Origin of the sequence: Mucilaginibacter sp. SJ, assembly GCF_028993635.1 — a bacterium.
GTDB lineage: Bacteria > Bacteroidota > Bacteroidia > Sphingobacteriales > Sphingobacteriaceae > Mucilaginibacter.
Genome location: NZ_CP118631.1, coordinates 3,333,943 through 3,348,713 on the forward strand (window position 1 = coordinate 3,333,943; position 14,771 = coordinate 3,348,713).

Below are 14,771 nucleotides of genomic sequence, written 5' to 3' on the forward strand. Positions count from 1 at the left end.
GAGGAACGAAGCAATCGCGATCTTTACAAAGCGGATTTGTATGGCCGCTCTACCTCTCGGGGATTGCTTCGTTCCTCGCCATGACGGGTTTAATTTTTTAGCCCTCTCCTTTGGAGAGGGTTGGGTGAGGCTCCTTACGCTATTATCCCCTTCACCACATTCCCCGCTACATCCGTCAGCCTATATCTTCTGCCCTGGCTTTTAAAAGTTAATTTTTTATGGTCGATGCCTAATTGATTTAAAATGGTGGCATGAAAATCATGTACGTGCACTGGGTCTTTTACAATATTATAACCAAACTCGTCGGTTTCGCCGTAAACTATCCCTGGTTTGATACCGCCGCCGGCCATCCAGATGCTAAAACAGCGGGGATGATGGTCGCGACCGTAATTGGCTTTTTCCAGCTTACCCTGGCTGTAATTGGTTCGCCCGAACTCACCGCCCCAGATTACCAGTGTTTCATCCAACAGGCCGCGTTGTTTCAAATCAGTAACCAGTGCTGCGGATGCCTGGTCGACATCTTTAGCTTGCCCTGCCATTTCCTGTGGCAGGTTGCTGTGCTGGTCCCAGCCCTGGTGATAGAGCTGCACAAAGCGAACGCCGTTTTCAGAAAGTTTGCGGGCCAGCAAACAGTTAGCTGCATAAGTACCGGGAATTAAGCATTCGGGCCCGTACATTTTCACAATATCATCCGATTCCTTGCTTACGTCCATAATTTCGGGTACGGCGGTTTGCATGCGGTAAGCCATTTCATATTGTTGTACCTTGGTATTTATCTCCGGGTCACCGAACTCCTTATAATTCATGTCATTGAGCTCGGCCAGTTTATCCAGCATTTTGCGGCGCTCGTGACGGTTCAATCCTTCAGGATCATTCAGGTACAGTATTGGGTCTTCGCCGCTGCTGAACTGTACGCCCTGGTGAATGGAATCTAAAAAGCCATTGCTCCACAATTTGGAGTAAACGCCCTGCCCGTTTCCCTTGCCTTTAGACAGCAATACTGTAAAGGCAGGCAGATTTTTATTCTCGCTGCCAAGACCATAACTTACCCATGAACCCATGCTTGGGCGGTTGCCCTGCTGTGCCCCTGTCTGGAAAAAAGTTAGCGCGGGGTCATGGTTAATGGCATCGGTGTTAAGCGATTTAATAATACAGATATCATCGGCAATTTTGCCTATATGTGGGAACATATCGCTGATCCAGGCGCGCGACTCTCCGTATTGTTTAAAATCATAAAATGAACCTACCAGCGGGAACGAAGCCTGTTTGGCGGTCATCCCTGTTAAGATCTGGTTGCCGCGGACAGATGCAGGTAGCTCCTGCCCCATCATTTCGCGCAGTTTGGGCTTGTAATCAAACGATTCCAACTGCGATGGCGCTCCATCCTGAAATAGGTAAATTACCCGCTTTGCCTTTGGCGCAAAATTGGGAATGCCGGGGATAAAATCAGCTTCGGCTTCATCGCCCTTGCCACTAAACAGATCGGGAATGAGCAATGAGCCCAGCGCCACGCTGCCAATGCCCAAACTGAGCCTTGATAAAAACCTGCGCCGGTTAATGTTAAGCCTGTTTTCTAAAAAATCTTTTTCCATGTGCTCAGGTTTTTGTTATTGCTTCTTCCAGATTATACATGGTATCAACCACCTTCATCATGGAGGCTAATGTTACCTCATCCAAATTGGCGGGTACCGGGTATTCGCCTACCGTTAGTAGTTTTTCGGCATCAGCCTTTTTCATGGTTTTTAGTTCATCAGCATAATATGATGTTAAAATGGCCAGTTCTTTTTGCTCCGGATGGCGGCTCAAAATCAACCGGAATGCTTTAGTGATCTTTTCTGTAGATGTGCTTTTGTCCTGCAAAAGCTTTGCAGCTAAAACCCTCGCGCTTTCTAATACTGTAGGATCGTTAAGCATAACCAAAGCCTGCAAAGGGGTATTGGTACGCAGGCGTTTTACTTCGCACTGGTCGCGGTTGCTGGCATCAAAAATGCCTAATGATGCAGGCGGAACGGTACGTTTAATTAGGGTATACATTCCCCTGCGGTACAGGTTTGGCCCGTGCACCTGTTTATAATTAGCCAAAATACCCCTGCCCGAGGTGGCATTTTCCCAAAGGCCGGGCGGCTGGTAAGGGTTAACACTCGGGCCGCCAATGGTTGGATTAAGCAGGCCGCTGCTGGCCAATACCAGATCGCGCACAAACTCGGCCGGTAAACGGCCTCTTGGGCCCCGCGCTAATAAAGTATTATCAGGGTCTTCTTTTAGTTTTTCGGGTGTGGCCGCTGCCGATTGCCGGTAAGTGGCCGACATTACCATCTGTTTTACCAGCCGTTTAATATTCCAGCCATGATCGCGGAAATCAACGGCAAGCCAGTCCAGCAGTTCTGGGTGCGATGGCAAATCGCCCTGCATGCCGAAATCTCCAGAACTTTTTACAATGCCTTTGCCGAAGAACTCCTGCCACATTTGGTTTACAAACACACGTGCGGTGAGCGGGTTATTTTTGTTGAACAGCCATTCGGCCAGGCCTAAGCGGTTTTTTGGGTAATTATTACTAAATGGTAATATGGATTTGGGCGTACCGGCCTGCACCTCATCGCCATGGGCATCGTAGTTGCCGCGTTTAAGGATGTACGTTGGCCGCACCTTGCCACTATCCGCCATGATGGATACAATGAGCTTATCGGTATCGCGCTTGTTCACAAAAGTCAGGATCTTTTTAACATCCTCATTGCTGATCTTCATCATCGGGTTTTTAGCATAGGTTTCGGGCCCGCCCACGGTTGACTGCAGTCCCACTTCCTTCACATTGTTAAAAAAGGCATAAACCTGGTAGTATTCTTTTTGCGAAAAAGGGTCGTATTTATGATCGTGACAATGAGCACATTCCAACGTGACGCCCAATAGTGCTTTGCCGAAGGTATTGGTACGGTCGGTTACATAACTAACCCGGTATTCCTCATCAATTACACCACCTTCTTCGGTTATTTTATGATTGCGGTTAAAGCCTGTTGCCAGCAACTGCTCCTTAGTGGCGTTTGGGAGTTGGTCGCCAGCTAATTGCCAGGTAATGAATTTATCATAAGACAGGTTTTCATTATAGGCGTGGATCACCCAATCGCGCCATGGCCATTGGGTGCGGTAATTATCATCCTGATAACCGTGCGAGTCGGCATAGCGGGCAACATCCAGCCAGTGCAGCGCCATTTTTTCGCCGTATTGCGGAGTTGCCATCAGCTTGTCCACTATTTTTTCGTAAGCATTGGCGCTTTTATCGGCTAAAAACTCATCCATTAAAGCAAGGGATGGCGGCAGACCGGTCAAATCGAGTGAAATGCGTTTCAGCAGGCGTTCTTTATCCGCTTCGGGATTAGGCTCCAGGCTGGCCCGCTCCATTTTTTGCAGTATGAAGTTATCAATCTCATTTTTAGGCCATGCCATGTTTTTAACCTGCGGAACCGGGTAATTTCGCGGAGCGACAAAAGCCCAGTGCTTTTCATATTTGGCGCCCTGTTTTATCCATTTGTGAATGAGTTCAACCTCATAGGGCGATAACCTCTTTAGATTGGATGACGCCGGCGGCATTTGCTCGGTGGTATCTTTGGTAGAGATTCGGCGATAAACCTCCGATTGCATAGGATCTCCGGGGACAAGTGCATGCGATGATGGGTTATCTTTTAATGCCTTATAGGCGCTCTCCGGAAGATCAAGCCTAAGGTCGGCTTCGCGATGTGACGCATCAGGGCCGTGGCATTTATAGCACTTGTCTGAAAGTATCGGCCGGATATTAAAGTTGTAGCTGATGGTATCGGGCACCTGTTCTTCGGTTATCCCGCCTGATGAATGGCAGGAATAAAGCGTGTACAGCGTGCAAATGGCTATTGTAAGCCACACATAATACAACTTCCGGTACATGGGTTTAAAATTGGTTAAACAGAGATTAAAGTTATATAATTTACAGCACAATTTGCAAATACATATTTGTACCCCAAATTGATTTAGCAGGGGCAATATAGCATGAAAAATGATATGTTCATACATTTTGTACAAATGTTTTTACATATAAGCAGAGGAGGGTATTTTTAAAGAATAAACGCGGAATAGCCGATGAGCCAAAAATTGAATCGACGGGCTAATATTTGTTTTATTTAATGTAAACGAGCAATGTTCTGATTGCTCATCTTTTCCAACTTTTTAATATCCCGGTAAACGATATATAAAGGGATGATCCCAAAAATACCGAAGCCGCAGTCAATGAACCGCCAGTAAACGGGGATACCGCGGATTGGGCCGGCAATAAAAGGCCGGCGGGAATACCATCACACAGGCGATCACGCCAAACTCAATTACCCAAATGTTTTTAACCGGGGCTTTCAGCCATTTGGACTGACAAACCTTTAGCGCAAAGACCACCCGGCCGGAGCGGATCGACGGCTGAAGGTAATTAAATAAGGAAGCCCTCCGGATTGAATTTCGGAGGGCTTTTTATTTATGAATTATTCTTACTTTTTAATCCTGCTTTTCAGCTCAGCCAATGGCATAGTAACCATACGGCCAATTGGTTTTTTACCGCGATAGGTGATCACTTTTAATGTAGTGGCATCTTTAGGCGCATCTATCGGCGCTGTGTATTTAGGATAAAATCTGTCCGGGAACGAATTGTCGAAGCTGTAATAAATGTCCAGTCCGTTTACCTCATTGGTCAGGGTGATTTTTAACGTACTATCAGGATTCAACACCGCGTCAAATGAGGGGTCATAAGCGCTTGGGGCTATCTTGGTTTCGGCTTCATCAAAGCGCGGGAAGTGCTTCTCTACCCTGCCGAAAAACCCGTCCCAGTTTTTAGTTCCTTTTGGCGACCATACGTCCTCGGCAATGGCCATGCCACGAGGCCATGTCATATATTCGGCCTGGCGAATGTTGTATACCTGCTCTGTCCATAAGTTGGCCTGGCCACCTTTAATGAGACGTGCATCCACACTGTCGGGCACCGGCTCCCAAGAGTAGGTTTTGTTTAGGCGAAGCGTGGCGTAAATCTTTGTTTCGTTCACGCGGTCGCTTTGCATGTAATCTAAATAAGCAAACGTAGTTGGGCTCATTACCACTTCATGACCAGCTTTAGCAGCGGTGATGCCTCCCTGAATACCTCGCCAGCTCATAACCGCGGCATTAGGGCCCAGACCGCCTTCAATGATCTCGTCCCAACCCATGAATTTTTTACCTTTTGATTCTACTATTTTTTCAAGCCGTTTTTCAAAATAGGCCTGTACCTCGTTCATGTCTTTCAGGTTTTCTTTGGCCATTAATGCCTTTATGGCATCGCTTTGCTCCCAGAAATTTTTGGCGCACTCATCGCCCCCTAAATGGATATAGCCAAAGGGGAACAACTGCGCAATTTCGGTAACTACCTTATCCATAAAAGTATAAACAGCTTCATTGGCCGGGCAAAGGGTATTGTCGACAATAGCGCGGTTATGCGGGCCGCTCCAATCCATGAAAGGTTCGCCCGAGTTTACTACGTATTTATCGGCGCCCGGTGTGCATGAAAGCTCGGGGTAGGCAACTATCGCAGCAAGGCTGTGGCCGGGAACGTCAATTTCGGGCAGGATGTTCACAAACCTGTCTTTGGCGTATTGTACCAACTCTTTGATATCTTCCTGGGTATAAAAACCGCCGTAGGTACGTGGCTCATCTGCTGTAGGTGGAGTAAACGTACCAAACTGGCCTACCTTTTTAACGTTGTGCGATCCTACTTCGGTTAACCTTGGCAGGCTTTTGATCTCCACGCGCCAGCCTTCATCATCGGTAAGGTGCAAATGCAGCAGGTTAAATTTGTATTTAACCATAGCATCGATGTATTGCTTAACCTCGGCCTTGGTAAAAAAATGGCGTGATACATCAAACATCAATCCTCTCCATCCAAACCTTGGATAGTCGGTAATTTCAACCGAGGGTGCGGTCCATTTTATCCCTTTGGCTACTTCTAATCCTTCAATTTCTTTAGGCAGCAGCTGGAAAAACGTTTGTACACCATAAAATAATCCCGCGGCATCATTAGCACGGATCACTACTTTTTTAGGTGTTACTGATAGTTTATAGCCTTCGGTTTTGATTACCGTATCGGCTGTTTTATTTAAGATGAGCCTGATAGGCGCTGTGTGCGCAACACTTTTTACGGTGATGAATGCACCTGTAGCGGTAGATAGTTTTCTTTTAAGATAGGCTGTTACATTTGCCACATCGGCCGAAGAACCGGCCTCTACAACCACCGTTTTGGGCAATACAAACTGGCCGGTAGTTTGGGTAACTTTTACAGGCTGCGGGATAAGCGCCAGGGCTGGTTTAGCTGCCTGGGCTACAGAAAGCAGGTGTGCCATACAGCCGCAAAGCAATAAGGATAATTTCTTCATAAAGAATTGTTATTTAATTGGATGTACGCAAATTAAACTTTTTAAATAATATTAAGAAGTATATTTTCTGAACCTTGATCTTTACGATTTAAAGGTGATCAGGATATTGTTTGAACCGTGATTTTTAGGATTTGGGGATGACCAGGATATTGTCTGAACTCGAATTTTAAGGAATTATTAGAATTTTTTGAATTTGCAAAGCATGCGGCGGTGCCCTCATGGCCGCCGGTCGATAGAACTCCTGTCCATCCTACAAATCCCCCAAAATCCCGGTTCAGACAAATTGGTGAAATCAAAAAATCCGAAATCGAACATTCGAAATCCGACATTCCGAATCACACCCTGATATAAATATTCCGTTTATCAAGCATATAAGCAACCAGCCAGCAAATCATCATAAAGCTGATGGCGAATAGCAATGATCCAATCGGGCCGGGGGCTATGGCCTGGTAAAAAGCTGTATTTATCCAATCCACGGCATTTGTGTTGCTTATCATGATCATGCTCACCGGGATCAACAATATTTCAGAGAGCACATAAATTGGCAGCGGGTTTTTACCCATGATGGTGAAAAATCGGGCCCAGTTGCCTTTGTTCCAGTTATTGATCTCCAGCGCGTAGATCAGCGCCGACAGGATCACCAAATCCAACCCGGTGGTAACCAGTACAAATGAGCTTGTCCACAGCTTTTTATTGATCGGGAAAACCATATTCCAGCATAAGGCTAAAAAGATGAACAGGCAGCCGGTTAACAGCAACTTGGTAGTGGCATCATAACCTTTGCCTTTTTGTTGAATGAATTTACCCGCATAGTATCCAACCACAACGTTAACAATTGCCGGCAATGTGCTTAATACACCTTCCGGCTCAAACGGAATACCCTCACCGTGATACAGGTGATCTACGCCGAACAAAAACTTATCAAGGTAGATACCCGCGTTGCCGGTCATGCTCAGCGGATCGGCAGGGTTGCCGTACACCAGCAGGATGATCCAGTAGATCACTAAAAACAAACCGGATAAAATAAAAACGGTTTGTTTAGAAAAGAAATGGATCATAAGCGAGGTAAAGCAATAACACAGGGCGATTCGCTGCAAAACACCCATAATTCGGGTATGTGTAATAGGTTTTAAATGAAAGCCGCCGCTCATTGAAAAGAAAGGGAACCAGTACATGAGGTATCCTATTAAAAATATAAGCAGCGTTCGCCTGAAGATTTTGCTTAACACAGCCGCGTTGCCCATTTCCTGGTAGCGTTTCATTGAAAAGCTCATGGCATTGCCTACGGCAAACAGAAAAGAAGGGAACACAAGATCGGTTGGGGTGAAGCCATGCCATGCGGCATGTTCAAGTGGCGAAAAAGGGGCTGCTCCGCTGCCCGGCGTATTTACAATGATCATGAAGCATAAAGTCATGCCACGAAATACATCCAGCGATAAAAACCGCGATGATGATTTGTCCATAAATGGGTTTAAAAATGTTTATAATCAGCTTTTCAGAAGCAGGGATGTTAAGGCAAGATAATAAACTTACCGGAAAGTATGCTTTCCGGTAAGTTGCCAGGTTATTTATAATTTCTATGCATTTTTCTGTTACTAACTGAACGCCAGTTTATTTTATTAGCTTTTGGCTTTGCGCATTTTGCTTTCAGCTTTAATTAGTGATAACCCGGGTTTTGTTTCAATTGCGGTGTGCCGCCTTTAGCGCTTAAGTCAATCTCCACCAGCGGTATCGGGAAATATTCGCTTTTACCTTTAATAAATTTACCGCCTTTTACATCACTGGTCAACGTGCTTTGATATGCTATATAAGCATTAAGCTCGGTATCGGCAATGCCCCAGCGCACAAGGTCAAAAAAGCGGTGCCCTTCCATGGCAAGTTCAATTTTACGTTCAAAATAGATGGCTTTAAGCGCAAAATCCTTGCTGGCAAATGCACCGCCGGGATAAGGGCTCACTTTGTAGTTAGCAGCAGCCTGAGTGGTAAACCCGGCCGTAGGGTCATCATCATCTTTGTATTTGTGTACAAAGCCATCGGGATTAGCTGCACGGCTACGCACCAGGTTTACATAACTTTCGGCTTTATCCAGACTACCAACCTGTGCTTCAACTTCGGCAGCCATCAACAATACATCGGCATAACGGATCACGTTGTAATTGATCCCTGAGCCTGGGGCCCATGAGGTGTTATCACCGTTTACATCCTGCTCGGCCTGGCCGTAAACATTTTTGATAGGCGAATAAGGGCCGCCGTACTGCTGATCTCGGATCCAGTCGGCTCCAGGATGTAAGCCCCAGTCAAGATAAGGGATCCCGCGGCGACCGGCAGTCCAGTCAAGGCGCGGGTCAATTGTGCCGGCATCCGGGGTATAATCGTCGGCCGATGCCAGGCCCATATCTGTTTTTATAGCGTGGCTGTTATAATCGTCAAGATATGGTAAACCCGTAGTTGAATTGGTGCGAAAATGATTTACAAGGTCAATTGATGGCTGGTAAAAACCACAGCAACTAAACGGGCTGCTATTGCCATACGGAAAGTTAAGCATATCGCCGTTATTTGCCTGCGACGGGCCGTTAGGATCGGTATTGGCAGCAGCCTGAACAGCAAAAACCGATTCGGCGCTGTTATTGGTAGCCGTTCTGAAGTTGTCGTTGAATTTAGCGTTAAGGGCATATTTTTTACCATCAGAAGTTACGCCCTGTGCAATAACCGCATCAAATACAGCCTTTGCTTCGGTATATTTATGCTCATACAAGTAAGTTTTACCTAAATATGCGCCGGCTGCCCATTTATTGGCACGGCCAACTTCGGTTTGGGTATTAGGCAGATTGTCGTAGGCGTATTTGAAATCTGCTTCAATCTTTGGCCAAATATCTGTGTTGTTAGGTTGATTAACGTCGGTTGTTGTTTCATCAAGATAAGGTACATTATTGAACATCTTTTTCAGATCGAAGTAATAGTGCGCCCTTAAAAACCGGGCCTGTGCCAGTATATTGGTTTTATTTGAGGCTGATATGGAAGTAACCTTATTGGTTATTTTAATGGTATTGTTGGTGCGTGATACCCCCTCATAATCGGCCCGCCATTTACTGTCGAAAAAGCCGTTGCTGGCATCGGCGTTGTATTTCATCATCGGTTCTATCGGTTGCTGATCGCCGGCAATACTGCCCTTTGATGCATCACCACCTACTACACCGCCGTATACCCAGTTATCCGGTGATGCTTCCCAGGCACCGCCGCCACCTACTGCGGCATCACCGCCTTGCTGACCATCAAGCACTGCATAGGCACCTACAAGTAATTCATCAGCTCCTGATTCTGTTTCCAGAAATTGTGGTTCGAGGGCGCCGTTAATAGGCTTATCAAGATATGATTTTTTACATGCGCCAAGCGACAGGGTGCTTAAAAGCGCTATGGAAATAAGTTTTTTAGCTTTCATTGTAATCCGTTTAAATATTGCTGTTATAATGAAAAATTAACTCCGAAAATGAAGGTGCGCGGGCTGGCATAGCTACCCTCGTCAATACCAAAATCTTTGGTGTTGCCGCTTAGTTCAGGATCAACACCGCTGTAACCTGTTAAAGTAAACAGGTTGGTTGCTGATACATAGATCCTTAGCTTTTGGATCCCCGCCTTTTTAAGCCCTGCAATGTTAAAAGTGTAGCCAACCTGCGCGTTACGCATACGTACATAGGTGCCGTTTTCAACAAAATATGAGTTTGGTGTAGCGCCGCTGCTGGTTGATGCGTCAAGTTCCTGGATGGGTGCCTTTGCATTTTGATGAGTTGGCGTCCATGAATCATTAAGTGCGGTATAGCTTTTTGCTGTACCAAATGAAGCATAGAAGTCTCTCCAGTATTTAACGCTGTTCCATAATTTATTGCCAAATGAGCCATAAAGAAATACACTGGCATCAAAATTTTTATAGTTTACACCCAGGTTTAAGCCGGCAGTAACTTTAGGATTTGGATTACCGATAAAAGTACGGTCGGCATCGGTAATGACACCATCACCGTTTACGTCTTTATACCTGAAACGGCCAACCTTTACATCTGATTGGTAGTAAGCATTCGGATCGCCGGTGCGGGTTTGTACAGCTTTGTCGGCTGCGTCAATTTCGGCCTGCGAATTCCAGAAGCCCATGATTTGGTAGCCATAAAACTCGCCTAAAGAATGACCTACCTGGCTGCGGGTAATCGGGTTATCAAACCTGCTTGTTGCAGAACCAGGGAAGTAATCCCTGTCATCAGATACTTTTAATACTTTATTATTATAAGTGGTTAAAGTACCTGTCGCATTAAAGCTCAGATCGCTGCTGGCCCTGAAGTTGCCGGTAACAGAAAGGTCAAGACCATCGGTTTTCATTTTACCAACGTTTTGTGCCGGGAAAGCACCGTTACCCGCAGTACCTAACTGGGTAGCGTTAAATAACAAGTCCTTAATGTCTTTGCGGTAGTAATCGGCAGTTACGGCTATTTTGCCGCCAAATAAGGTTGCATCAAAGCCAAAGTTGGAGTTAATATCTTTTTCCCAAAGCGCGTGAGGGTTGGCTGTTTGGTCCTGGTAAAAGCCCGGGGTCAGGTTAAGTGAACCATCAATAGGATAATACGACTGGCCAATATCATTGCTGAACGTAACGTAAGCGTCTTTACTGCCCATATTGATCTGGTTACCCATAATACCCCAGCCGCCTCTTAGCTTCAGGTCGGTAAGCCAGGTGATATTTTTCATAAAGTTTTCCTGCGAGATACGCCAGCCTGCGCTGAATGCCGGGAAGTAGCCATAACGTTGATCAACAGGAAATTTTGATGAGCCGTCGCGACGGATAGTGGCGTTAAACAGGTAGCGGTCGTTATAAGTATAATCTAAACGGGCAAACTCTGAAAATAACGAGTTGTTAGATTTACCGCTGTAAGTGTTTTTATTGGTAGTACCGGTAGACAGGTTTACATAATCAGGATCAAAAGTATAAAAGCCCTGGATGCTGCCGCCAACATAACGGTCGTGATCTTCAACGGCCTCGGTACCTACCACTATATTAACATTGTGTTTACCAAATACTTTTTGATAGCTAAGGGTGTTGGTCCAGTTGTAGGTATAGCTATTGTCCGAGCCTTCGCTGTAAGTATTGGTTGAAGAGTTTTCAACGTTTTCATACGTAGGGAACGAAAACGAATGGTTGTTGCTGTTGATGATATCGCCGCCAAAACTGGTACGTAAGGTAAGGCCGGGAATAATGTCGGCTTCGGCAAATACGTTACCAAGCAAACGATAGCTTGTTGACTGGTTGTTTTTTGTACGTTCCTGTATGGCAACCGGATTGTTGGCGTCGCCGAGGCCTGTACCGTAACTGCCTGCATAGTTACCTTTAATATCATAAACCGGAATGATCGGTTGCTCACGCAGGGCATGTGCAATAACGCCGTCCGGGTCGTTGGTGCTAACCTGCGAATGTGATGTTCCGTCATTTACCTGCGGCTGCCTGGTTATAGAGTAAGCCAGGTTTTCACCCACCCTGATGTGTTTAGTTACATTATAGGTGGTATTTGAGCGCAGCGTGTACCGTTTAAGATAAGTATCAATCAGTGTACCTTGCTGGTTAAAATAATTTAACGAGAATAAATAGCTGGCGTTATCAGTACTGCCGCTCAACGATATATTGTGGCTATTCATCGGGGCCGATTTAAACAACTCATGATACCAGTCGGTACCGGCTTTGTTGGCCCTTGTTATCCTGTAAAAATTACCCAGGTCTGCAGCTGATGTATAAAAAGGATTTACATAGTATTTTGATGGATCGACAGATGGGTCACCTTCTTTAGCACCTGCCGGGGTAATATAATCAGGCAGTGTAAAAGCCGAGCCTGTACCCGTTGGGTTGTACAAGGCGTCTTTAATGCTGTTATCGCCCGAATTTTTCTTAGCGGTAAGTTTCAAGTCGGCCATTTGTTGTGGCGTTATGGTATTCCAAACGTTGCCGCCTTTTGGCCTTTGCGTACCGTAGTAGGCGTCATATTGAATATTTACTTTGCCCTTACCCCGTTTGGTAGTGATGATGATAACGCCGTTTGCCGCCCTTGCACCATATATTGATGCCGAACTCGCGTCTTTTAACACCTGGAAGGTCTCAACATCATTAGGGTTCAGCGTGCTTACATCATATGTTTCCACACCGTCAACTACGTATAAAGGAGTATTATTTCCGAAAGTATTAAAACCCCTGATGTGTACCTGCGGCTCTTCCCCGGGTTGTCCTGATCCGGTAACGGTAACGCCCGATGCCTGGCCTTGCAATTGCGAGTTTACTGATGACGATGCCTGTTTGTTGAGGTCTTTAACATTAACTACCGCAACGGCGCCGGTAAGGTCTTTCTTTTTCTGCGTGGTATAACCAACCACAACAACCTCATTTAATGCTTTTGATTCTTCAAGCAGGGTTACATTAATGGTGGTTTGTCCGTTTACCGGAATAGCCTGTGTGGTAAAGCCTAAAAAGCCAAATTCAAGTGTGCCGTTACCATCGGGCAGGGTAAGGCTGTATTTACCATCAACATTGGTAACCGTACCTAAATTACTACCTCTGAGTTTTACACTTACACCCGGTAAAGGCTGCCCGTTAATGTCTTTAACCACACCTGTTACAGTTACCGTGACAACAGGTTTTGCATCGGCAGGTTTTATAATGATGATATCATCAACCACCTGGAAGGTTAAAGGCTGTTTTTGCAGCACCTTCTGCATTACGGTTTCAATAGGCGCGTCCTGCACATCCACATTTATTTTCCTGTCAACATCAACCTGATCAAGCCGGTAAAAAACAGTGTATTTACTGCTTTTTTCAATCTGCTTAAACATTTGCTTAACAGAAATATTGTTCACATTAAAGTTGTAAACATTTTGTGAATAAGCGGCAGCGTGTATTTGCATAATGCCCGTTAAGAGCAGAACGGTTACCAGCTTCATAATTTTGATCGTTTTTTGCCACGGGCCGGCGGCCAGAGCGGACTTTCTGTAAAAATTAATCATAAATTTGTTTGTTAATCAGTTAATACGATGCTTCCCCAAGCGTAGGGTATTAGCTTTGATTGCTTTAGGCCCGGGCGTGTTGGTAGCACATCCGGGTTTTTTATGTAAAAGAGAATGTTAGTTTTTGATCATAGTTTCTTTTTTGTTTTTTTAGTCGTTAATCATTATTGTTGTTTCGTGTAATGTTTACTGTGTTGCCGTTTACCGAATAATTGATAGCGGTATTAGCTTTTATAATAGCCAGCACTTTTTCGATGCTTTGGATATTTTTAAAACTGCCCGAATAGCGGATATTGCTCAGTTCGGCATCGGTCATGTTAATAGTGACGTTATATCTTCGTTCAAGCACTTTAGCTATCTCGCTAAGGGTAGCGCCATCAAATACCAGCAGGTTTTCCTTCCAGCCGTCATAACGATCAAGCTTTGCCGAGTCAATTTCTGATACCTGGATCTCGTTCAGGCTTTTGGGTTCGGGGGTTGCGTAGCTGTAATTCTCTTTTGTGGGGTGATAATAGATCCGGAGCACCTGCCGTGGCTTTACATAAATGCGGCTCATTTCATGCGCATTGTTATCTACATTTCCCTCTACAGATACCTCGCCTTTTACTACTGTGGTTTCAAAAAACGGGTCGGAGGCATAGGCCTTAAGATTAAACTTTGTACCGATATCCCTTATGGTATAGTTTTTTGTATTTACAATAAAAGGGACCTCCTTTTTACCCGGAGCGATATCAAAAAACGCTTCGCCTTCCAGGTAAACGGTACGGGTTGTTTTGCCAAAGTCGGCTGTATAGTTAAGCTTGCTGCCCGCGTTAAGCCAAACCTGTGTGCCATCGCTTAAAACAACTTTTTTTATCGAGCCGGGGGTAACAGCTATTTGCCTTACGCTTTCTGCATTTTTTGAATACCTGTTATATAAGGTAGCCGTAACCGCTGCCAGTAAAGCAATAGCCGCTGCCACTTTGCCCCAGGTGATCAGCCTTGCATAGCGCGACGGCTCCGCTGGTTCCATACCGGTCGAAAGTTTATTATAGGCATTATCTTTATTTACAACCGCTGGCTGCAGGTAAAGCATGTTATGCCAGGTTTCATACAGTTGTACAAAATACTGCTCGTTTTCGGGGTGCGCACTTATCCATTGTTTAACCTGCTCAAGCTCCTGCAAGGTAGCTTCGCCGGTTATGTATTTTACCAACAGTAGTTTTACTTCTTCGTTATCCATTTGTAATATTATCGTTAAGACAATCGAAAAAACAGATACCCTCAAAACGAAAAGAAATATTTTTCAATTTTATTCGGCGAGTAACCTGAACGTCCCCTTCATATTACGCGTAA

7 protein-coding genes are annotated in these 14,771 nt (G+C 45.3%); all 7 read right to left on the reverse strand.

Annotated features, from left to right (window positions below; genetic code table 11):
* Window positions 1–134: 134 nt before the first annotated feature.
* Window positions 135–1,592 carry a DUF1501 domain-containing protein gene (locus MusilaSJ_RS13275; protein ID WP_274990377.1) on the reverse strand — a complete coding sequence of 486 codons (1,458 nt, stop codon included), beginning with the start codon at window positions 1,590–1,592 and terminating at the stop codon, window positions 135–137.
* Between the two features lie 4 nt (window positions 1,593–1,596).
* A complete protein-coding gene (locus MusilaSJ_RS13280; protein ID WP_274990378.1) occupies window positions 1,597–3,915 on the reverse strand; it encodes a PSD1 and planctomycete cytochrome C domain-containing protein in 2,319 nt (772 codons plus the stop codon).
* A 587-nt stretch (window positions 3,916–4,502) separates the two neighbouring features.
* Window positions 4,503–6,410 carry a beta-N-acetylhexosaminidase gene (locus tag MusilaSJ_RS13285; RefSeq protein ID WP_274990379.1) on the reverse strand — a complete coding sequence of 636 codons (1,908 nt, stop codon included), beginning with the start codon at window positions 6,408–6,410 and terminating at the stop codon, window positions 4,503–4,505.
* 335 nt (window positions 6,411–6,745) lie between these two features.
* Window positions 6,746–7,873: an acyltransferase family protein gene (locus MusilaSJ_RS13290; RefSeq protein ID WP_274990380.1), complete on the reverse strand. Its 1,128-nt coding sequence runs from the start codon at window positions 7,871–7,873 to the stop codon at window positions 6,746–6,748.
* Between the two features lie 194 nt (window positions 7,874–8,067).
* Window positions 8,068–9,849: a RagB/SusD family nutrient uptake outer membrane protein gene (locus MusilaSJ_RS13295; protein ID WP_274990381.1), complete on the reverse strand. Its 1,782-nt coding sequence runs from the start codon at window positions 9,847–9,849 to the stop codon at window positions 8,068–8,070.
* A 23-nt stretch (window positions 9,850–9,872) separates the two neighbouring features.
* Window positions 9,873–13,373, reverse strand: a complete 3,501-nt coding sequence (locus tag MusilaSJ_RS13300) for a TonB-dependent receptor (protein ID WP_274990382.1) — start codon at window positions 13,371–13,373, stop codon at window positions 9,873–9,875.
* Between the two features lie 220 nt (window positions 13,374–13,593).
* The gene (locus MusilaSJ_RS13305; protein ID WP_274990383.1) at window positions 13,594–14,658 is read right to left on the reverse strand and encodes a FecR family protein; all 1,065 of its coding nucleotides are present in this window, start codon (window positions 14,656–14,658) and stop codon (window positions 13,594–13,596) included.
* Between the last annotated feature and the right edge of the window lie 113 nt (window positions 14,659–14,771).

Excerpts from the sequence above, each read along its gene's own strand:
- MusilaSJ_RS13275 (WP_274990377.1), bottom strand. The coding sequence starts at position 1,592 with ATGGAAAAAGATTTTTTAGAAAACAGGCTTAACATTAACCGGCGCAGG.
- MusilaSJ_RS13295 (WP_274990381.1), bottom strand. The coding sequence starts at position 9,849 with ATGAAAGCTAAAAAACTTATTTCCATAGCGCTTTTAAGCACCCTGTCG.
- MusilaSJ_RS13305 (WP_274990383.1), bottom strand. The coding sequence starts at position 14,658 with ATGGATAACGAAGAAGTAAAACTACTGTTGGTAAAATACATAACCGGC.
- MusilaSJ_RS13290 (WP_274990380.1), bottom strand. The coding sequence starts at position 7,873 with ATGGACAAATCATCATCGCGGTTTTTATCGCTGGATGTATTTCGTGGC.
- MusilaSJ_RS13285 (WP_274990379.1), bottom strand. The coding sequence starts at position 6,410 with ATGAAGAAATTATCCTTATTGCTTTGCGGCTGTATGGCACACCTGCTT.
- MusilaSJ_RS13300 (WP_274990382.1), bottom strand. The coding sequence starts at position 13,373 with ATGAAGCTGGTAACCGTTCTGCTCTTAACGGGCATTATGCAAATACAC.
- MusilaSJ_RS13280 (WP_274990378.1), bottom strand. The coding sequence starts at position 3,915 with ATGTACCGGAAGTTGTATTATGTGTGGCTTACAATAGCCATTTGCACG.